This is a genomic window from Bacillus haimaensis (assembly GCF_048270625.1).
GTDB classification, from domain to species: Bacteria; Bacillota; Bacilli; order Bacillales; family Bacillaceae_I; genus Sutcliffiella_A; species Sutcliffiella_A haimaensis.
On the sequence record NZ_CP158164.1, the window covers coordinates 4339423 to 4362339 of the forward strand.

Consider the following 22917-nt stretch of genomic DNA (forward strand, 5'->3'; position numbering starts at 1 on the left):
CACTGCCATGCCCTTGTTTCTGGGGGGTATTTTTATGCATTTGACACACAGGAGGTACCATCTTTGATTAAAATGGAAAAGACCCTTGTAGAGGGTTTCTATACATATAATTTATATAACAACACCACCAACTCCTGGCTCACGGTCGTCCCGGAACGTGGAGGAATAATCACAGAGTTGGGTTTTGACGGAAAAGAACTCCTTTATTTAAACAAAGACACTCTTTATAATAAGGACAAGAATGTAAGGGGAGGCATCCCTATTCTCTTCCCGATCTCAGGGCAATTAATAAATGGTGAGTACACTTGGAACGAGCAAGTATATCCTATGAGCAACCATGGCTTTGCAAGAAACCTGGAATGGTCGGTTTTGAAGACCAACGAACAGGATTCTTCTATTACCTTGCATCTATCGAGTAGTGAGGAAACCAGAAAGTCGTTTCCGTTTGACTTTGATGTAACCTTCACCTATATATTGAAAGAAAATGAACTTGTCATTGAACAACAGTATCGTAATAACTCAAACGATCCGATGCCGATTGCTGCAGGATTTCATCCTTATTTTAAATCGGAAACAAAGGTGTTCCCAATGGGTTCAGATGCTACAAAGCTATATGATTACAACGATGGATTAGTCAAACCATATAATGGTATGGTAGATTTAGAAGCGAAGAAAGAAGCTGTGGTGCTACTTGATGCACAGCAGAATAAAGTGGAGTTTGATTCAATCACTCTTACATATGGTCAGGAATTCCAATATGTGATGCTCTGGACGGAACAAGAAAATGATTTTGTCTGTGTCGAGCCGTGGATGTCCCTGACAGATGAATTCAACAAGAAAAAAGACCTTTTGTATATCGAACCGGGAGAGACACTCAATACTGTCTTCTCTATTGCTATAAAATCAACTTAAAAGGAGACGACCATGAAACAACCAATCTTTTTAACACCAACCTTTCAGGAAAGAATTTGGGGCGGTACAAAGCTTGCTACTGAATTTAATTATGACATCCCTTCTGACCTGACAGGGGAATGTTGGGCAGTGTCCGGTCATCCGAACGGACAAAGTGTAGTGACGGATGGTCCATATAAGGGCTATAAATTAGGAGAGCTCTATAAGGAGAAAAAAGAGCTTTTCGGGAATCATCCAAGTGGAGTTTTCCCACTTTTAACGAAAATTCTGGATGCGAACCAGGATCTTTCTGTACAGGTGCATCCAAATGATGAATATGCAAACAAGAATGAAAACGGCGAATTAGGCAAGACCGAATGCTGGTATGTGATTGACTGTGAAGAAGGTGCGGAAATCATCTTCGGGCATACAGCAGAAACACGGGAAGAGTTTATAAATCGAGTGGAAAAAGGAGAATGGGAAGAACTGCTTACTCGCATTTCTGTGAAGCCTGGTGACTTCTTTTATGTCCCAAGCGGAACCATCCACGCACTTTGTGCAGGAGTGTTAATCCTTGAAACCCAGCAAAGCTCTGACACTACATACAGAGTATACGACTACGATCGCCGAGATCAAAACGGAAATACACGTGAATTACATATCGAAAAATCCATTGCTGTATCCACCATACCGCATGAAAATGTCAACGTGACACCAAAGGTAGAAAAGGTAGGGGATACAACCATTACTACTTATGTGAAAGCAGAGTATTTCACGGTATATAAATGGGACATCACAGGAAGTTATACTACTTCGCAACCACACCGTTTCCTCATCGCAAGTGTAATCGACGGTAAAGGACAATTGGATACAGCAGAAGGTACATTCAAGCTGCAAAAGGGGGATCATTTCATCTTACCTAGTGACCTCGGGGAATATTCAATCCAAGGCGACATCCGATTAATCGTTTCTCATCCATAAAAAACAGGGCCATCCCATCAGGTGGCCCTGTTTTTTTCTTGGAGATATGTATGTTATTGACATCTATGGCAGATATGCTTTCCACAGCAATATTATAATCCTTAAATATTCTATAACCAGGATTTAGTGTATGATTAATTACATACAATCAACAAACCATGTAAGAATAAATGAATATAACCTTTGAAACTATCTCGAGAATGGCAGCGGCGAACCGGACGCTGTTACTATCAGTAAAGAAGACAGAATATAAAAACTACTAGTAAGGAGAAACGAATATGACAATCCATAGAATTGGCGTTGTCCTAGGTGGTACCAATGTTCGAGTCGCACTAATAAACAATACGGGAGAAATAATAAGAGAACAAGAACAGTTAACAGAGGCTGAAAAAGGTCCAGAGTACGTTATAGAAAAAATAGTTTCTATGATTCAAGAAGTGAAAGGAAATGAAGAAGTATTAACAGTAGGTATAGGCTCCCCGGGACCACTTGATTCTTGTAAAGGGATTATTTTAAGTCCACCAAATCTACCAGGATGGGATCAAATCCCCATCGTACACATGATAGAAAAACAGATAGGTATAAAGGTTACCTTGGATAATGACGCCAATGCAGCGGCGTTAGCAGAAGCTAGAATGGGTGCGGGGAAAGGTGCTCATAGTGTGTATTACATCACTGTAAGTACCGGAATTGGTGGAGGATTTGTCATTAATGGAAATCTCTTTGGTGGAGCACAAGGATATGCAGGGGAAATAGGCAATATGATTGTAATGCTAGGAGGCAAAAAATCCTCCACCCTAAATCCGGGCGCAATAGAAACATTAGCTAGTGGGACTGCAATAACGAGAGAAGGTAAAGAAAGACTTGGCCATATAAATCATGCCCAGGAAGTATTTGCACTAGCAGCCGAAGGAAATACGGTTGCACAAGAAATTATTGAGGAAGCTATTCATTATCTGGCCATTGGAATTGCAAACCTGGTCCATTCTATAAACCCGGAAATATTTGTTCTTGGTGGAGGTGTAATGAAATCTCGTGACCAAATTCTAACGCCTCTTCGTAAAGAAGTAGATAAACTAGTATATCCAAGTTTACGGGGATCCATCAGAATAGTACCAGCAGGATTGGGCACGAAAGCTGGAGTTATCGGTGCATCCTTGTTGCCAATCCAGTAATAAGAGAACTCATGATAGTAATAAAGCATCTAGTAAAAGGGGAATCTCATAACGATGGAAAACATCCTGGTATTCTTTCGAAGAAGGCTATTATCCTTACCTTACCGCATGAAGCTCTTTCTTGTTTTTTCATTATTAATCTTACTTACTGCCGCAATATTAGGTAGTATTACTTATTACCAGTTTGCCAAATCCTCGCAAAGAAAGGCGGAGGAATATTCCATCCAGCTTGCCGATCAAATTAATCGCAATCTCGATCGATATATTAAGGAAATGCGAATTATCTCCTTGTCGCCTCTTTATGATCAGGAGGTTTTAAATATCTTAAAAAATCACCAAGAAACGAATCTCACCACCTCCTTTCCCCCTGCCAGTGAGAGAGTCAAAATTTGGCGCTATATTTCAAGTCTTATTCACATGAGAAATGAAATCAGAGGAATTCATATCATGGCGAACGATGGCAATATATTCAGCAATTTAGATTCCAATACCATTCGCTTAAAAGTATTCGAACAGAATAATGATTGGGTCCAACAAATAACACAAGCGGATGGGCAGTGGGTGATTCTGCCTCTCCACCATCCAAACTACTATTTAGATACGGAAGTGGTAGTGTTTTCAGTGGCCAGATTAATCCGGGAACCTTCGACACAAATCCCACTAGGAATGATTAAAATTGATTTGAAACAACAGCTTATTGAAGAAATCGTAAGCAACGCAAATTCGCAAAGTCAAATTTTCATCGTAAATGATAAAAATGAATTCATCTATCCCAATCAAGGGGATCAGCTTATCTCTCCCGAAGTACTGACAGCCGTACAGAACAGAGAGGTAAATAATAATACCAACATTGTTCTTAACGGCATTGAATACTTAATGGTATTCAATAAATCCGAAAATACTGGATTGAGCATTATCATGCTTACGCCGAAATCAGAAATATTAAGTGAAGTAAACGATCTAAGAAAGGTATCTCTTTTTGTTGTACTTGCTGGCATACTAATTGCCTCCATTCTAGGATTTATATTGTCCAAACCATTGGTAGGATCGATTCATCGATTAAAAGAAGCGATGGTGGATGTCGAGAAGGGGAATTTCTCACAGCGTGTTTCCATCGATTCAGAAGATGAAATAGGAGAGCTTGGAAAAGGATTCAATGTCATGATGAGTGAAATCGATCGACTCGTCTCCGAAGTGTACAAGACTAGTTTAAGAGAAAAGGACGCAGAGTTACGTGCCCTGCAAAGTCAGATGAATCCCCATTTTCTCTACAACACATTAGAATCCATTAACATGCTGGCCATAACAAAAGGAAATTTGGAAGTATCCGATATGGTGTCATCCTTAGGAAAGCTTCTTCGCTATACCATAGAAAACAATTCCAAGATTGTTTTCTTAAAAGAAGAGGTATCCTTCATTCGATCTTATATCACCATTCAAAAGGTAAGAATGGGGGACAAACTTCAATATACAGAAGATATTCCTTATGACTTATTGGATACCACCGTGCCAAAGCTTATGTTACAGCCAATCATAGAAAATTCCATCGTTCATGGGTTAGGAAGCAGGGGAGTAACGGTCACCATACAAGCTACGCTAAAAGAAGAAAAAGTAGAAATTGTCATTTCTGATAATGGAAAAGGAGTAGACACAAATAGACTGAAAGAATTAAAACAAAGTCTTAAGACGCACGAATCACTAACATCCGCAGGACATAACGGGATTGCCCTAACAAATGTTCATGAACGAATTCAATTACTGTATGGCAACAAGTACGGTCTCGAGATACAAAGTGAACAAAATAAGGGGTTTTCAGTTATTGTCACCTTACCTCATCTTAAGAAAGGAGAATAATCTCGTGAAAGAAGTACTAGTAGTGGAAGACGAATCGATAATCAGACAAGGATTGAAAGTTTTGCTTGAAGATGTAATCGGAAAGTATCAAGTAGTGGAAGCCAAAAGCGGGGAGGAAGGCTTAACTCTTGTCCATCAACGTTTACCCCATCTTATCATTACAGATATCCGGATGGGTGCAATGGATGGATTGGCTTTCATTGCAAAGGTCCGCCAGGTGTCTCTGGATGTACCTATCATCATTTTAAGTGGACATAGTGACTTTGAGTATGCGCGAACCTCCCTTCGATACGGAATCACGGATTACTTACTCAAACCGGTCAATCGTGTGGAATTGTCAGAAGTACTCTCAAAAATATTTAAAGAAGAGGAAGAAGAGAACAGTGAGGTTTCGAGAAACTTCAAAAAAATAATAACGTTCATTGATGATCATCTGGGCCAGGAAATCACCTTAAAGCAAATTGCGGAATTTATGTATCTTCATCCGCAATATGTCGGTCAGCTATTTAAAACGGAGCTTAACCAGACCTTTACAGACTATTTAACTATTCAACGCTTAAACAAGGCAAAAAAACTCTTAAAAGATACACATCTAAAGGTTTATGAGGTAGCCCAACTTTCTGGATATAAAAGCCCGAAGCATTTCATGACTCTTTTCAAACAAGAAGTGGGTATGACCCCAAAGGAATATCGCAAGTTATCGTAATTTTTAAACAACTATCCTCAGCGAACCTTTTCTTCGCTTGAGAGGATAGTTTAAAAGTGGCTCTCCTTTTACAATAGAGTCATAGGAGAGGGGGAAGAAGATAAAGATGAAGACGACGAAAAAGCTGGGAATGATATTTTTAACCTTTTTATTGTTAACGCTTACAATAGCTTGTAGTAATAACACGGATACATCAGGTTCATCGAAAGATAGTAAGGAAAAAATAGAACTGACATTTATGATCTGGGGAAATGAAGCGCATCAAGAAATGTATAATCAGTTACTAGAAAAATTCTACGAGACACACCCGAATATTAAGGTGAACTTGGAAAGTGTACCGTTTCCAGACTATCAGCAAAAAATAACTGTTTTAGCAGCAGGAAGAGAATTGCCTGATATAGGTTGGGCAGCAGAGAGAATGGTACCACAGTTCATGGAAAACGGCATTTTGGAGGACATCTCGTCTTTCAAAGAGGATGCAGAATATAACATGGATGATTTCTTCCCATCCACATTAGAGTTATTCGAGAAAGAGGACAAACTTTATGGCGTACCTTTTTCCACACCACCAATGGTTCTTTTCTATAATGAAGACCTATTTGTGAATGCAGGTGAAAAAACTCCAAACGAGCATGTAGCCGATGGAACGTGGAATTGGGAGCAGTTCGAAAAGTCAGCGAAAGCAATCTCTGCAAGTGGCACATATGGGGCCAACTTCTTCCGTGATTGGAATACTTGGATTGCCTTACTTTCCCATACGTGGAGTAATGGTGGAAGCCTATTTAATGAAGATACAACTAAATTCACTTGGAATAATCAGCAAGGCGTGGATACATTAAACATGCTCGATCGCATGATGTTTGCTGATAAATCCCACCCTAAAGCAGGTGAGCAAGTAAGCTTTGAATCCGGGAAAATCGGTATGTTCTTTGATGTATATAGCTATGTATCAAGAGCAAGGGAAGTACAAGATTTCACTTGGGACATTGCACCACTACCTGAGGGACCAGAAGGTAGATTCCCGATGTTAGGTCAAGCAGGTTACACCATGTTTGCAGGATCCAAACATCCTGAAGAAGCAAAAGAACTTCTGAAGTTTTTAACAAGCCAAGAGGGGATTACAGCTTCTTCAACATTCTTTGTACCTCCACGTGAATCAGTATTAAGTTCTGACGATTTTGTTAACCAACCAAATAACCCGCCAGTAGAAAGTATTCAACGTGCAGTTATTGATGAGATGGATAATGCAAGACTTCAAGAAGGTCATATGGAGTGGCAAAAAATCGATAATGCTATCCAATTCGGATTTGATGAGTTGTTTGGCAAATTAAAGAAACCGGAAGAAATTCTTAAAGACATGGAAGAAAAAATCAATCCAATGCTTAAAAAATAAGGCGCTTTTCGTAAAGTTTGTTGCTTTTGTCCGTAAAAATCGGCATTTGAGTTTTTTACCAGCGATACTAAAAGGAAATTCAAATTCGAAAAAATGCTTTCATACAGGAAAAGAGCACCAAAGTAAAGGATGTCGAGTGTGTATGGTGCATTTTTCAAAAGCAATAATATAGGCGTATTCAGCGAAAAATAATGAATCGGGAGGCGGTTAACCCTTAATAGGTTTAACCGCTTGCCTATTCCTAGAGGTGATATAGTGTGGTGTATTCTTTAAAGAAATTCTTAGAAGAGAAAAAAATGACCTTAATCGTCAGTTTGCCAGAAAACAACCTCGAACTGGCTAAGGCCGCGCTTAGTGAAGGAGCCGATGCAGTGAAAATGCATGTAAATGTAGACCATCGAGCTTCAGGAAATAAGTTTCACTCAACAGAAGCTTATATGGAAGTATTTCATCAAATTAGATCTGAATATTCTGGTCCCCTGGGAATTGTTCCGGGTGGTTCATTTAAAGATATACAACAAAGTGAAATGAATTTACTTTCAAAAATCGGGTTTGATTATTTTTCTATTTATGCCAACCACATGCCTAGCTGGATGATGAAACTCCATCCGATAGAAAAAACCTTCGCCATCCCTGCAAACTATAGCCACGAAACATTAGGCTTGGTAAATAAACTGGGCATAACCGCTCTAGAAGCATCTATTATCCCGGGAGAAGAATATGGATCCCCCCTGACATTTCAAGACATCCTTACCTATGGATCCCTAGTGGATAAAATGGATGTGCCGGTGTTGATTCCATCCCAAAGATCCCTTGTAGAAGATGACCTATTCCTTCTCCATCAGGCTGGGGTAAAAGGTGTCATGCTAGGAGCGATTGTCGTAGGTCAAACAGTGGAAAGCATAAAAGAAAAAGTATCATCTTTCAGAAATGCTATGGACCAAATATAAGGTGGGATGACAATTGGAAGCCAAACTGAAAACAGTGGGAAATCTCCCTTTAACAAAGAAACAGAGAAAGAAGTTTATCGGAAGTGAAGCATTCTACGGATACCTCTTTATTAGTCCGATGGTACTTGGCTTTTTAGTTGTCATGTTAGGTCCGCTCATCTATTCCTTCTATATGAGCCTAACCGATTGGCAGCTGCTAGGTGATCCGAATTTTATTGGTATCGAAAATTATCAAAGATTGGCAAGTGACCCTGAATTCGGAGTAGTTTTAAAAAATACACTCGTTTTTTCTGCAGGACTTGTACCGATTAATATCATTATGGCATTGTTTCTTGCATTGCTCTTACACCGTAATCTCCCTGGAATGGGTCTTTTTCGAACAGCCATCTTCATTCCTGTTATGACATCCATCGTTGTTTGGTCGATTATTTGGAAATATATGTTCGCCACCCAAGAGGGGTTTATCAACCAAATTTTACGGGGGTTCAGCATTGAAGGGCCTGCGTGGCTATATGACCCGCAATTGGCAATGGTGACAGTCATTGTGGTCAGTGCCATGAAAAATGTCGGCTTGAATATGGTACTGTTCTTAGCGGCCCTACAGCAGGTACCTAAAACACTTTATGAAGCATCTCATTTAGACGGAGCAAACAAATGGAAACAGTTTAGGCATGTAACCTTGCCGATGATTACACCGACTGTATTCTTAACATTAATTTTGACAGTGATCGGCTCCATGAAGGTATTCGGACAGATTTATGTTATGACAGGCGGAGGACCTGGTAATCACACGAAAGTACTGGTCTACTACATTTGGGAAACGGCCTTTAAATTATTTGATTTCGGATATGCATCAGCTATTGCCATCATTCTGTTTTTGATAATCTTAGTCTTTACCATTATTCAATGGGTATTACGAAAGAGGTGGGTGTTCCATGAGCAATAAGACGAGAATGAAAAAGGGCGTATGGACACGGGTAGCGTTTTATAGCGTGTTATCCATCGTGTCACTTGTGATGATCGTGCCTTTCATATGGATGATTAACACCTCGTTCAAGGATCCAACCAAGATTTTTACCTTTCAGTTTATTCCTGATCCATTCCGTTGGCAGAACTATCTGGATGTTTTAGAAAAAACACCGTTTCACCTTTTCTATTTCAATAGTATCTATATCGCTGTTTTAGTAACAGTGGGGACAATATTCTTTGGTTCACTAGCAGGCTACGCTTTTGCTAAACTATCGTTCCGTGGGAGTTCATTCTTATTCCTTTGCTTACTAAGCACTATGATGATCCCTGTAGAGGTCATCACGATTCCATTATTTATCTGGATGGGCGATTTAGGATTAATAAACACACATGTACCTTTGATAGCTATTCCTATTTTAGGTCCAGCTGGAGTATTCGGTGTCTTTATCATGAGACAGTTTTTCCTTCTCGTTCCAAAAGAACTGGAAGAAGCAGCCAAGCTTGACGGTTGTTCCTACTTCCGAATATATTGGAATATCATGCTGCCACTTGCAAAACCGGCAGTGGCTACCTTAACGATTTTTACATTTCTAACAAGCTGGAACGAATTCTATGAACCTTTGATCTATATCAACTCAAAAGAACTCATGACATTGCCGCTGGCGCTAGCTCTATTCACGGATGAGGTTGGGACAAAATGGGAGTTATTGATGAGTGCTTCCGTCATGGCAACGATTCCTCTACTAATTGTTTTTTTCTTTGCGCAGAAGCAATTCATTGAGGGTGTAACAATGACAGGTGGAAAATAGCAAGAGAAATAGACTACAGATAAGGAAGTGCTCAATTTGAAGAACAAACTAAATTTTGATGTAGTAGTAGCGGGCGGAGGTCCAGCTGGAATTAATGCAGCAATCGCAGCGGGAAGAGCAGGTGCCAAAACACTGCTTGTGGAAAAATACGGATTTCTAGGTGGCATGTCTACAGTCGCCCTTGTATACCCATGGATGACCTTTCATACAGAAACAGGACGCCAAGTCATTAAAGGGATAGCACAAGAAATTGTGGAGCGGTTAATGAAAGATGGAGGATCTCCTGGTCATCTGCGCGATACCGTTGGTTTTACGAATACAGTCACTCCTTACCATCCTGAAAAATATAAATTACTGGTATTAGATATGCTAGAAGAAGCTGAAGTGGAAGTTCTTGTTCATAGTTTTGTAGACAACGTCGAAGTAGAAGATAGAATGATTAAAAGCATACGCCTTGTTACAAAATCTGGCCCCATTCAAGTTTCAGCCAAGCAGTTTGTAGATACAACCGGAGATGCAGACATCGCCTACCTCTCAGGATCTCCCTGCTTAAAAGGAAGGGACAATGATAACAAGACACAGCCACTCACCATGAAGTTTCGGATGCGTGGTGTCGACGTTTCCAAAGTAAAAGCTGCCATGAAAAAAGATCCTGAAAACTTCTACAAAAAGACACCTATTGCAGAACTAGATGAATTACCACTGACAGGTGTACAGGGATTTTACAAGGAATGGAATGACTCAGGAGTACCTATTAACCGTGACCAGGTGTTGTTCTTCATCGGACCGGAGGAGGATGAAGTGCTTGTCAACTGCACAAGAGTCCAAGGACTGGACGGAACCAACGTATTTGACCTAACAAAAGGGGAAAAAGAAGGTAGAAAACAAGTCATGATGATGGCGGAATTCTTACAAACCACCATCCCTGGATTTGAAAAAGCCTCCATATCTGCTGTCGGATCACAAATTGGAATACGGGAAACAAGACGAATCGAAGGGGAATATACGCTAACGATTGAAGATGTTATCGTTGGGAAGAAATATGACGATACGATTGCTCTAAGCGGATATCCGGTAGATATACATGATCCAACAGGGCGCGGCGTACAGGCAAATGACATCGAGGGTGACGGGAGTTATGGAATTCCTTACAGATGCCTCGTACCTAAATTAATTGACAATCTATTAGTAGCAGGGAGATGCATTTCCACATCTCACGAGGCACTAGCCACTACACGCTTAACCCCAAGCTGCATGGCTACAGGCCAAGCTGCAGGGACCGCTGCGGCAATGGCACTGGTTGATGGAGTTGCTCCTAGAGAAATAGATGTGCAGAAATTGCGGGGGTATTTGTTGGATAATGGAGCTGTATTGGTGTAGTTAGATGGCTGTGGGGACAGGTCCCGAGACCCAAGTTAAGAAAGGAGGGGACAGTTCTCCCTGCTTTCTAGGTTTTTTTAGCCACTCACTTGGTACGCAGAGTGAAAAAACAGCTTAAAAAAATAGGGCATCCACAATGGATTGCCCTATTTTTGTTTCTCCCGAAGCTTTTGCATCAGATACGATTCAAAGATAATATCAATCAGAACCAGAAGTGTGGACCGTGCAGTCAGGTCGTACCCAGAAAACGTCACTCTTTCAACATTCGCACTGAGCGAAGCGGAAACAAGGTTATTTAATTTGCTATCTACTGTATTGGTAATGGCTGCTGTTGGTGCCTGATGATATTTCAGCTTTTCCGCAATCTTCAGGATGGTCTGCGTTTCTCCGCTCGAGGAGACGAAGATAACCAGATCATCGCGCCCGACCATATTGGAGAGCAGGTCGATAATATGGGATTCGTACACATAGAAGGTGGGCTTGTTCACCTGCATCAGCAGCTTGCTTAAGTATTCCCCCATCATCTTCGAAAGTCCCACTGCCACAATCACAATCTTATCCGCCTTCACCATCAACTGGGTGATTCTATTAATATCATCAATGCTCAATTGTCCAAGCATAGAATCCAGGTCCTGCTGATGACGTTTTATAATGTTTTCATCACTTGGAATATGGTCCTGATCCAATGTCTTCAAAATGTATTTCAGCTCCGTGAATCCCTCTAAGCCAAGCTTATGGCACATCCGAACAATTGTGGTCGTACTCACATTATTGGCTTCAGCCATCTCCGTTAACGGAATATTCTTCGCAATATCTAAGTGGTCATCAATGTAGTAGAGCACATGCTTTTCAGAATGGCTTAATGATGGAACAGCTGGTCCGAACCTTTCAATCACTCTTCCCATGCAATTCCCCCCTTTATTTCATATCTATTCCTCTATTCGACATAATAACACTTGTACAGGATTCCGTACAATAGTACATCGACCGTACAACTTTCCAAACGTGTCCCATGATATAAATAACATGTAAGCGGTTTTACAATTGATTTCATACTTAAAAAAATAACTACATTTCTTTCAAATATGTCAAACAGGAGTGACTGTCATGGAACTAAGAAATATGACAAATGAAAACTTACTCTTCTTGGATGCCGAATGGACATCAAAAGAGCAAGTCATTGAGCAGTTAGTCGATGCTCTTTATAAAAATGGAAATCTAGTAGCAAAAGAACCGTTTGTACAAGCAGTAATAGAACGCGAACAGCTTTCCCCAACCGGTATGGAAGCAGGTCTTGCAATTCCTCATGGAAAATCCAAGGCTGTTAAAAAAGCGGCATTTGCTGTGGCTAGGCTGAAAAAACCAATCTCTACGTGGGAAAGTCTGGATCCATCCAACCAAGTAGAGCTAGTATTCTTACTGGCCATTCCTGATACAGAAGCAGGCAGCACGCACCTCAAGCTTTTATCCGAGCTGAGTACAAGACTGATGAATCCTGATTATCTCAAGCGTCTCTATGATGCAAAGGACAGTAGCTCCTTATTGCAGGCTTTGGACACTGTGGAGAAAAAGGAAGAAAAGATGGCCGCAGTGAAAGGACCAAGAAAGAAAGTATTAGCTATTACCGCCTGTGCAGCTGGTATCGCACATACGTACATGTCAGCCGAAGCATTGGAAAAAGCCGGCCGCGAGCTTGGAGTGGAAGTAATAGTGGAAAAGCAGGGTGCCAATGGACTTGAGGACAAGCATACACAGGCGTTGATCAGTGAAGCGGATGCTGTTATCTTTGCAACCGATATCGCGCCAAAGGGAATGGAGCGCTTCAACGGCCTACCATATATCCGTACGAGAGTGGCAGAACCATTAAGACATGCAAAAGACATGATTAATCGCGTATTGGAAAAACCGGACGGCATCGTGAAGGAAGCGGAGGATGCTGCAAACGGGAACGAAGAGAAAAAAGGCTTCTTTTCTGAAATGGCAGCAGCAATCCTGACTGGTATCTCCTACATGATCCCGGTTATCGTATCAGCTGGTCTTATGATCGGTTTGGCCAAGCTTGGGGCAATGCCTTTCGGATTGGTACAGGAAATAGGCAATCCGGAATATGCAACACATTCAAATGAATTCTTTAAAATACTGCATCATCTAGATAAATTCGGCGGACTCATTTTTAAATTCATGTATCCTGTATTCGGTGCGTTTGTCGCCTATGCACTTGCCAACCGTCCAGGTCTCGTTTCCGGTTTTATCGGGGGAGCATTTGCTGCCGGACTTCATTTCACCTTCTGGGGAGTCGAAGGCGGAGTTGCATCCGGATTTTTAGGAGCTTTAGTTCTAGGTTTGACAGCAGGTTATGTATCTAAAATTGCCAATGAAAAAATCAAGCTCGGCAAGAACTTCCAGGCCATGAAGCCGATGCTGATCATCCCGGCAATCAGTGTATTGAGTATTTTCTTTATGAACTTCTATTTTGTAGATCCTGTGTTTGGTGCATTGAATGCATCATTGACGAAAATTATCGCCGGAGCGGAAGACTCTGGAGCACTAGTTCTTTCTTCCATCATTGCGTCCGCAACAGCATTTGATTTGGGTGGACCAATCAATAAAGCGGCAGGAGCAATTGCCATCGGTCTTGCTGCCGATGAGATTTTCCCATTAACCGCACGTGTATTAGCCATTGTTATCCCGCCAATCGGATTGGGACTGGCAACCGTTATTGACCGTTATGTAGTGGGGCGTCGCGTCTTTGATGCGGACCTTCGTGTAGCAGGAAACACATCCTTATTGCTAGGGTTCATTGCGATCAGTGAAGGGGCAATCCCGTTCATGCTTCGCAACCCGATCATTACCATTCCATTGAACATTATCGGAGCGATTCTAGGAGCATGTACGGCAGTTTTCTTAGGTGCCGTACAATGGTATCCACTTCCTGCAATCTGGGGCTGGCCGCTAGTGGAAAATGTTTGGGCATATCTGATTGGACTGGCTGTCGGAGCAGCGTTCATCGCCTTCTCCAACATCTTCATCCGTTTTGCCCTGATCAAAAGAAAAGAGCGTCAAGCCAAGTAAATCCAAGTAATTGGAGGAGAAAACATGACGAACAAAAAAAAAGTATACGTCGTACCACATTCCCACTGGGATCGTGAGTGGTACTTTACCATAGAGGATTCAAACGTACTATTAGTAGAAAACTTGGACTATCTTATGGATGTCCTGGAAAAAGATCCTGATTACAACGGCTATGTGTTTGATGCACAGATGTCTGTTGTCGATGAATATTTAAAAATTCGTCCGGAGCAGCGCGAGCGTTTACAGAAGCTCGTCGCTGCTAAGCGGATTTTTGTCGGACCGTGGTATACACAGACCGATTCCCTGTTAGTCAATAAAGAATCCATCATCCGAAATCTGCTGTATGGAACAAGAATGGCAACAGAAATGGGCCACAGCATGAACAATGGTTACCTGCCGGACATCTTCGGTCAAAATATGTACTTGCCCTCCATCTTTGAAGGGTTTGGAATTGATTACAGCATCCTGCAGCGCGGGATCTACACAGACCAATTGAACGGTGACTTGAATTTCACCTGGAAGGCTCCGGATGGAAAGACAGTGAAGGCGAACAATATCTACTTCGGCTATGGTCCAGGGAAGTTTTTAGCGGCAGACGAAGAATATCACCAAGAACGGCTCATTCCTTTACTGGATAAATTGGCTGCTATGAATGAGAGTACAGATAATCTGCTACTGCCAGCAGGCGGTGACCAGGTCCTTGTCCGCGACCATTTTCCGGAAACAGTAAAAGAACTCAATGAAAAAGATGATAAATATGAATACATCCTATCCGACTTTGAATCTTTTATGAAGGAAACATGGGAGGATGAATCGGCTTTTGAAAATGTGATCGAGGGTGAATTGATTGCCTCCCAAAAGTCACGCATTCATAACACAATCCGTTCTCAGCGCTATGACTTGAAGAAACTGAACTACGATGTGGAAAATAAAATCTTATATGTACTCGAGCCTCTTGCGGTGCTTGGAAAAGCTTTAGGACTCTCCTACCCTCAAAGATGGTTGGATTCCATGTGGAAAATGCTGTTCGATGTACATGCTCATGACAGTATTGGCGGATGTAACTCGGATGACACAAACCATGACATAATCGTTCGCCTCGAAAAGGTCAACCGTATCGCTGACGGACTCGTAAATATTATAAAAAAACAGCTGACAAAAGCGATTAGTACACAAACGGGACAGGAGAATATCTCGGTCGTCTTTAATACGAATGCCAAACCCTACACCGGACTGGTAGAAAAAGTGCTATTCACAAAGGAAACAACATTCAAGCTTAATTCTTTGCATGGAGATCCAGTACCCTTCGAACTTCTTTCCCAGGAGTATATAAGCGGAGGCAAGAAAATCGTCGTCACAGCTGAAGGCGAAAAGGAAGTGGAAGTACCGGGCTACTACCGCTCTGTTATCCAAGCAAAGATGATGGATGTACCAGCAATGGGCTACACGACTCTTTTTGTGGAAGAGCAAGAAACTGCGGTAACAAAAGTACACCCAAGTAAGGAAGCATTTATCGAAAATGATGTGTATCGCGTAACATTGGGGGATCATGTCCTAACACTGGAAAACAAGCAAACGAAGCAAAAGCTGGAAAACTTCATCCGCTTTGAAAATGTAGCAGATGCCGGGGACTCCTATGATTTCTCCCCGTTAAAAAATGATCAGCCCATCTACTGGAACGAAGCAAGACTCATGGAGGTAGAAAAGGGTGAGTTCTCACAGAGGCTGGTTGTAGAATTTACTGCTGAGCTACCTGTTGAATTGAATGGGGAAAATCGCAGCCAGGATACAAAAATCGTCAAGATTGTCACTACCTTTATTCTCCAAGAAGGGGAAGAGATGGTGCGTGTCCATCATGGAATCGATAACATATGCAAGGATCATCGTATCCGCGTGTTGCTTTCCACAGGATTGGAAAATGTAGCGCACTCTTACGCAGATCAAGCATTCAGTGTGATTGAACGTCCTGTAGTCCAGCCATATTTGGAAGGCTGGAGAGAAAAAGGTTTTGCTGAAGCACCGGTTCCGATCTATCCATTGGAAAACTTTGTAGGCGTAACAAGTGAGAAAGCAAGCTTCGCCACTATTACAAAAGGAATAAAGGAATATGAAGTGTTGGCCGAGACAAATGAACTGGCCCTTACGTTATTCCGTAGTGTCGGCTTACTGGGCCGTGACAACCTGGAATGGCGTCCAGGACGAGCATCCGGCATCAACAATAAAGTGGTCTATACGCCTGATGCCCAGCTCCAGCAGGAAATGGAATTTGATTATGCCATTGTGTGGAAGGGCACGAAAATGGAAAAGACAGAATTATTTTCCCAAACGGATTACTATATTAAGCATTATGCCACTTATCAGCATCAGTCCTTAAATACGTTCGAAGAAAGATTGGAACGATTTGAGCTGCCAATGCCAATTAAAGAATTACAGCCCTCCAATTCCTTATTTAATATAGATAACCAGGCTGTATTTATGAGTACATGCAAGCAGGCCTATGAGGAAAATGGTGTGATTGTAAGGTTCTTTAACCCGTCTGAGGATGTACAACGTTTCTCTATTGCCTCTGAAGTGTTCACTAACCAGGCTATAACCAACTTATATGAGACGGAACAGGAAAAAGTGGACGGAGTTATAGAGATACCATCAAAAGGCTATGTAACAATAAAATTGACATAAAGGATGATTCCCATGTCCAACGCTTTACATGAAAAAATAGAATCGCTTTTGAAAGAGGTTTATGGCGAAACCTACGAAGCTTCTTATTTGGAAGAAATGAAGACACTCCTTCAGGAATGGAAGCAGAAGGATTGGAAAGAGGATACGCCAGTAAGCGAAAAAAATGTTTATCTGATCACCTATGGAGACAGCATTTACGAAGAAGGTGTTCCAACCCTTCAAACGCTCCAAAAGTTTTTGACCGAACAGGTTGGAAATAAAATTTCAGATGTACACTTGCTGCCAATGTTCCCCTATACCTCAGATGATGGATTTTCCGTTACGGATTACCGTGAAATTCACCCTGATTTAGGGGACTGGAGCGACCTGGAGAAGTTCTCTAAGGATTATCGAATGATGTACGATTTTGTTGCCAACCATATTTCCAAATCAAGCAGCTGGTTCCAAGGATATATAGATGGAGAAGCAAAGTACCAGCAATATTTCATTCCACATGATCCAAGCTTTGATGCTTCCAACGTCGTTCGTCCAAGAACTTCCCCGCTATTCCATGAATACGATGGGAAGGATGGAAAGAAAACGGCTTGGACAACATTCAGTGAGGATCAGGTCGATGTCAATGTCGCCCACTTTCCACTACTGAAGGAAATGACGGATATCCTTATCGCCTATGTGCATAAAGGCGGGACAAGTATTCGTCTGGATGCCATCGGATTCCTTTGGAAAGAATCAGGGACTTCATGCATCCATCTGCCGCAGACCCATGCAGTGATCCAGCTATGGAGAGTCCTGTTGGATGAACTGAACAAGAACACTCAAATTATCACGGAAACGAATGTGCCCCATCAAGAAAATATCAGCTATTTTGGAGATGGAACAAACGAAGCACATATGGTCTACCAATTTTCATTGCCGCCATTAGTGCTGTTTTCCTTGACGACACACAATGCATCCAAGCTAACCCAATGGGCCAAAACGATCGGAAAAGTATCGGACAACGCTACGTATTTCAATTTCCTGGCAAGTCATGATGGAATAGGAATGCGACCGACAGAAGGAATTCTAACCGAGGAAGAAAAACAGCTACTAGTGGAAAAAGTGGAGGAAAACGGAGGGCGTGTATCGTACAAGAGCAACCCCGATGGCACACAATCCGTCTATGAACTGAACATCAACTACTCGGATGCCTTGGTAAACAAAGAAGAGGACCTGACAGAGGATCAACAGATCAACAAGATGCTGGCTGCCCATTCCATCTTGCTTTCATGCATCGGCGTGCCGGCCATCTACTATCATTCTCTATTAGGCTCACGAAATGATTATAAAGGCTTAGAGGAATCAGGCATTAACCGTCGAATTAATCGGGAAAAGCTTGAATACAACCAGATCGTGGAAGAGCTGGTAACAGATGAACGAAGAAAAGAAATCTTTTCTACCCTTACGAACATGATCGAAATCCGTCAAGCGGAAAAAGCATTTTCCCCATTTGCAGAGCAGTCCGTACTGGAATTGGGTGAACAGCTATTCGGTTTGAAGCGTGAAAATACCGAAACAGGTGATGTGGTGTATTTTGCAGTCAACGTAGACGCAAATGAAACGGTATGCCGCTTTGGTGAGGAAGTGTCAGGCACGAATCTGCTGACAGGAGAATCTGTCGGGGCAGAAGTAACATTAAAGCCTTATGAATTTGTTTGGATAAAGATTGAAGGATAAATACATGGAGGGGGACGGTAAACTGATAGCTGGTTTACCGTCCTCTTTAAGATAATACAGTGGTGGTGATTAGATTGAAACATATACTTGTAGCCCCGGATTCCTTTAAAGGCTCCTTGTCTGCTTATAAAGTAGGCGAGGCTGTGGCAAAAGGTGTGAAAGCTGTTTTTCCGTCTGCAGGGGTTGAAATTTTACCGATGGCAGATGGAGGAGAGGGAACCGTGGAGGCGCTACTTTATGCCAACAAAGGAAAAGTCGAGGAAGTGGAAGTATCCGGACCTTTAATGGAGCGGGTATTAGCAAAGTATGGTGTGTTTGATTACGATGGAAAGCCACATGCAGTCATCGAATGTGCAGAAAGTACGGGTCTTACCTTAGTTCCAATCGACAAACGAAATCCAATGAAGTCGAACTCCTATGGGTTTGGAGAACAAATCCGGGACGCAATTGCCAAAGGATATCGACATCTTGTAGTAACTCTGGGTGGAAGTGCAACCAATGATGGCGGCCTTGGGATGTTGCAGGCACTTGGCTGGAGGTTTTATGATCAAGCTGGAAGGCTGTTGACTCCAGAAGACGGAAATCCGTTGCTGCATGCATACGATTTCTCGACAGAGGGCGTATTACCGGAGCTCTCGGAGTGTACCATCACCATTGCAAGTGATGTGATGAATCCTTTTTATGGCCCACAAGGAGCGGCGTTTGTTTTTGCAGGCCAGAAGGGTGCCTCGATGGAAGAAATCATAGAGTTGGACGGGCACTTAAAACGCTTCGCTGATTTAGTGGAGAAAAGGCTCGGTGTAAACATACAAGCAATTTCCGGGGCTGGTGCCGCCGGTGGACTAGGTGGGGCTTTTGCTGGATGTTTAGGTGCTGACATGCAATCCGGGATAGAAATGGTGCTGCACTATGCAAATGCGGCTGAGAAAATGAAGCATGCCGATCTCGTGTTTACGGGGGAAGGAAGCTTGGATAGCCAATCGATCTATGGAAAAGTGCCCGTGGGTGTGGCAAAGCTCGCAAGGAAGTATGGCATAAAAGTGATTGGCATTGCAGGCAGAATTGACACCGACACGAAATTATTAAATGAACATATTGATGCAGTATTCTCCATTCAAACACAATGCAGAACCCTTGAGGAAGCGATGCAGCCGGAAGTGACGGAGCGGCAAATCGAGGTGACAGTCGAACAGATATGCAGGTTGATGGAGGAAGCAGAGAACCGTCCCCCTGCTCCCTTAGAAAGCCGACAAGATCATTAGACCTTGTCGGCTTTCATTATGTCTTTGAATCCATATGGCTGTACAGAACTATCTCTAGTAACGAGGTGTAGAAACTAAAGGATTGATGCAAAAACTATAGTAGTTTCCCCTGTGTAATTGACACTCCTATCCTACATCATTTATGTTTTGTTCATCTGAGAGGGATATTTTTCAATAATTCCGTCATTTTTGAAAGCGCTTTATTCATGCCTCTTGGATGGAAAGGTGGGTGGGATACATAGTTTGGCGGTAAAGTAGTTTTATAGCTTTATAGGAACTCATGGAAAAAATGATAGGGAGGAAAGCATGTTGAAGAAGAAACGACATTTATTGTATCTTTTTACTTTTGCTGTTTTGCTAATTTGTATGAATCCTGGTAACGGTTTTGCAAAACAACCGGAATCCTCTTATTGGTATCCAGATGCATTATTGAATTGGAGTCCAGAAACAGACCCACATGCTGAATTTAACAGAAGCTCCATACCACTTGCCGAAAGAGAAATCCTTTTTAATATAAATGACACCCAACAATCAGATTCAAAAATCGTGGCATTATCCGCATTGAACCCCAATACTAGTGGTGTTCCTTCCCAAGGAGGAAACAGCTTCTTTGCCAATACATTTAGCTACTGGCAATACGTGGACATCATGGTGTATTGGGCAGGTTCTGCAGGCGAAGGAATTATTACGCCACCAAGTGCAGATGTCATTGATGCTTCCCATAAAAATGGGGTCCCTATTTTAGGGAATGTATTCTTCCCGCCAAAAGTTTACGGCGGACAGGACGCTTGGGTAGAGCAAATGCTGTCGCAGCGTGAGGATGGCTCGTTTCCTGCTGCTGATAAGTTGTTGGAGGTAGCAGATTATTACGGATTTGATGGCTGGTTCATTAACCAGGAAACAGAAGGTGGAACGCCTGCTGTTGCTGAGAAAATGCAGCAGTTCCTTATCTACTTACAAGAGAACAAGCCTGAGGATATGCACATTATGTGGTATGATTCGATGGTTGAGGACGGCAGTATCAGGTGGCAAAACTATTTGACAGACCGCAATAAAATGTTCCTGCAAGATGGCGAGACACGTGTATCTGACAGCATGTTCCTTAATTTCTGGTGGTGGAATAACAGTCAGGAGCGATCCTACCAAAAAGCGCTGGATATCAATAGAGATCCTTATGATTTATTTGCAGGAATCGATGTGGAGGCCAATGGGACAAATACTACAGTAAGCTGGGATAATTTATTCCCTCAAAATGGTTCTCCGTATGCCTCATTAGGGATATACAGGCCGGATTGGGCATTCAAAACAACAGATAATATGGAAGACTTTTATAAAAAAGAACAACAATTTTGGGTAGGGAATGCAGGGAACCCTAGTAAAACAAATGAAAACCCGGACAATTGGAAAGGGATGGCTCATTATTTTACTGAAAGCACAGTCATCAATCAACTCCCATTTGTCACGAATTTCAATACAGGAAGCGGGAAATTCTTTGCCATTGATGGACAGAAAAAGTCCCAAAATGCTTGGAATAATCGTAGTTTGCAAGATATCTTACCGACCTGGCGCTGGTTGGCCGAAAGCAATGGGAAAGCATTGGACGTCGATTTCGATTGGGAAGAAGCCTACTATGGTGGCAGTTCATTAAAGGTGTCGGGAGCACTTTCCATGGAGAATGCTACTCATGTGAAACTGTATAAAACGAACCTGCCGATCAATAAAGACACAGAAGTATACGTGACTTATAAAAGCTCCGATAAAAAACCTAACATGAAATTAGGTGTTAGCTTTCTAGAAGACCCTGAGGCATTTGAATTCCTTGATATAAAGAAGAAAAGCCATGGGGAATGGACGACGGAGCGAATCAAGCTCAAAAAATTTGCTGGTGAAAATCTTGCAGCCATTTCATTATTTTTTGAGAGCGATAAATTAATCGAAGACTATAGTGTTCATATTGGAGAGCTGAAAGTAACAAATAAACATAGTGAAAAAGTCCTTCCTGAAAAACCTGCTGGAGTGACCGTTCACGATATCACCTATGATGAGGGTCTATACGCAGATATAGCATTGAAATGGGATGTAGCAGAAGATGTGAAACATTATGAGATTTATCGACATTTAAGTAACGGAAAAAAAGAATTCGTCGGTGCGATTCCTAATAATGTATATTATATTTCTCAACTTAGAAGGGATCAAAAAGAGAGTGTGACAAAGCTTGAAGTAGTTTCTGTCAATCATCAGCTGGAAAGAAGCAAGAAAGGACAGACTGTAACATTTGTCTGGCCTGATTATCCGAAACCGAAGGCCGAATTTTCTGCTAGTAAATCCATAGCCGCACCTGGTGAGGAAATTCAATTCTTCAATCAATCCTCTGAAGCAACCGAAGAAGTCGAATGGGTTTTCGAAGGGGCGACACCTTCTTCCAGTAAGGAGCAAAACCCTGTTGTGATCTATCAAGAAGAGGGAATCTTCTCCGTGAAATTGATTGCCAAAAATAGTGAAGGCGAAGATGTGCTTCTAAAAGAAGGCTTCATCACGATAACGGAAGAAGCAAGCAATATATCCAATGTCGCTTTAAATAAAGCTGCTACAGCGAGTGGACAATGTGGCGCGGCTGAAGCTCCACGATATGCTGTAGATGGGAAAGTGACGGATAATAGCAAATGGTGTGCATTTGGGGCTAGTTGGCTGCAACTTGATCTTGGTGATTTGTATCAGATCTCTCACTTTGTGTTGAAACATGCAGAGGCCGGAGGAGAGCCTGCTGCATTTAATACGAGAGCGTTTACGATCGAGGTAAGTAAGGATGGAGAAACATGGGAAACAGCTGTAACAATAACAAGCAATTCCGATGGGATAAGTGAACATACTATCCCGCTGACAGAAGCAAGATATGTACGATTATCTGTGCAGCAGCCTACTCAAGGCGGAGATCAGGCAACAAGAATTTTCGAGTTTGAAGCATATGGATTTTAAAGCGCAATAAAATTTAATGTCATTTTTAAAGTTTTCATGCGTTTATTAAAGGACTTGGGACGAAGCAGTTCCAAGTCCTTTTTTTTCTTTATATGATAAAGGCAGAG

At 42.0% G+C, this 22917-nt stretch carries 16 protein-coding genes; 15 read left to right on the plus strand and 1 reads right to left on the minus strand.

Translation table 11 applies throughout. The features are described from left to right. Positions 1-72: 72 nt before the first annotated feature. From ABN702_RS22010 to ABN702_RS22055, 10 genes are all read left to right on the plus strand, one after another. A complete protein-coding gene (locus ABN702_RS22010) occupies positions 73-912 on the plus strand; it encodes an aldose epimerase (protein WP_417901000.1) in 840 nt (279 codons plus the stop codon). Between the two features lie 12 nt (positions 913-924). Next, positions 925-1872: a mannose-6-phosphate isomerase, class I gene (gene manA / locus ABN702_RS22015; RefSeq protein ID WP_417898708.1), complete on the plus strand. Its 948-nt coding sequence runs from the start codon at positions 925-927 to the stop codon at positions 1870-1872. A gap of 278 nt (positions 1873-2150) precedes the next feature. Then, complete coding sequence (locus tag ABN702_RS22020; RefSeq protein ID WP_417898709.1) at positions 2151-3047, plus strand: ROK family protein; 897 nt, start codon at positions 2151-2153, stop codon at positions 3045-3047. A gap of 54 nt (positions 3048-3101) precedes the next feature. Next, positions 3102-4901, plus strand: a complete 1800-nt coding sequence (locus ABN702_RS22025; RefSeq protein WP_417898710.1) for a sensor histidine kinase — start codon at positions 3102-3104, stop codon at positions 4899-4901. 4 nt (positions 4902-4905) lie between these two features. Next, on the plus strand, positions 4906-5607 hold the full coding sequence (locus tag ABN702_RS22030) for a response regulator transcription factor (RefSeq protein ID WP_417898711.1): 702 nt from the start codon (positions 4906-4908) through the stop codon (positions 5605-5607). A 106-nt stretch (positions 5608-5713) separates the two neighbouring features. Further along, entirely contained in the window at positions 5714-7000 is a 1287-nt protein-coding gene (locus ABN702_RS22035; RefSeq protein WP_417898712.1) for an ABC transporter substrate-binding protein, read from the plus strand. Between the two features lie 260 nt (positions 7001-7260). Further along, positions 7261-7950, plus strand: coding sequence for a hypothetical protein (locus ABN702_RS22040; RefSeq protein WP_417898713.1), 690 nt, complete (start codon positions 7261-7263; stop codon positions 7948-7950). A 13-nt stretch (positions 7951-7963) separates the two neighbouring features. Further along, positions 7964-8896: a carbohydrate ABC transporter permease gene (locus tag ABN702_RS22045; protein ID WP_417898714.1), complete on the plus strand. Its 933-nt coding sequence runs from the start codon at positions 7964-7966 to the stop codon at positions 8894-8896. A 7-nt stretch (positions 8897-8903) separates the two neighbouring features. Then, positions 8904-9728, plus strand: coding sequence for a carbohydrate ABC transporter permease (locus ABN702_RS22050; protein ID WP_417901001.1), 825 nt, complete (start codon positions 8904-8906; stop codon positions 9726-9728). A gap of 36 nt (positions 9729-9764) precedes the next feature. Further along, positions 9765-11108, plus strand: coding sequence for an FAD-dependent oxidoreductase (locus ABN702_RS22055; protein WP_417898715.1), 1344 nt, complete (start codon positions 9765-9767; stop codon positions 11106-11108). Positions 11109-11254: 146 nt separating this feature from the next. Here ABN702_RS22055 and ABN702_RS22060 read toward each other — a convergent pair whose 3' ends face one another. Beyond that, on the minus strand, positions 11255-12013 hold the full coding sequence (locus ABN702_RS22060; RefSeq protein ID WP_417898716.1) for a MurR/RpiR family transcriptional regulator: 759 nt from the start codon (positions 12011-12013) through the stop codon (positions 11255-11257). A gap of 202 nt (positions 12014-12215) precedes the next feature. On the opposite strand from ABN702_RS22060, the gene ABN702_RS22065 reads away from it, so the two are divergent. The 5 genes from ABN702_RS22065 (at position 12216) to ABN702_RS22085 (ending at position 22810) form a co-directional block, all read left to right on the plus strand. Continuing rightward, on the plus strand, positions 12216-14180 hold the full coding sequence (locus ABN702_RS22065) for a fructose-specific PTS transporter subunit EIIC (protein WP_417898717.1): 1965 nt from the start codon (positions 12216-12218) through the stop codon (positions 14178-14180). Between the two features lie 24 nt (positions 14181-14204). Continuing rightward, positions 14205-16859: a glycoside hydrolase family 38 C-terminal domain-containing protein gene (locus ABN702_RS22070; RefSeq protein WP_417898718.1), complete on the plus strand. Its 2655-nt coding sequence runs from the start codon at positions 14205-14207 to the stop codon at positions 16857-16859. Between the two features lie 12 nt (positions 16860-16871). Continuing rightward, positions 16872-18572, plus strand: coding sequence for a sugar phosphorylase (locus ABN702_RS22075; protein ID WP_417898719.1), 1701 nt, complete (start codon positions 16872-16874; stop codon positions 18570-18572). Between the two features lie 74 nt (positions 18573-18646). Continuing rightward, a complete protein-coding gene (locus ABN702_RS22080; RefSeq protein ID WP_417898720.1) occupies positions 18647-19834 on the plus strand; it encodes a glycerate kinase in 1188 nt (395 codons plus the stop codon). Between the two features lie 306 nt (positions 19835-20140). Next, positions 20141-22810, plus strand: a complete 2670-nt coding sequence (locus ABN702_RS22085; protein ID WP_417898721.1) for an endo-beta-N-acetylglucosaminidase — start codon at positions 20141-20143, stop codon at positions 22808-22810. Positions 22811-22917 lie beyond the last annotated feature (107 nt).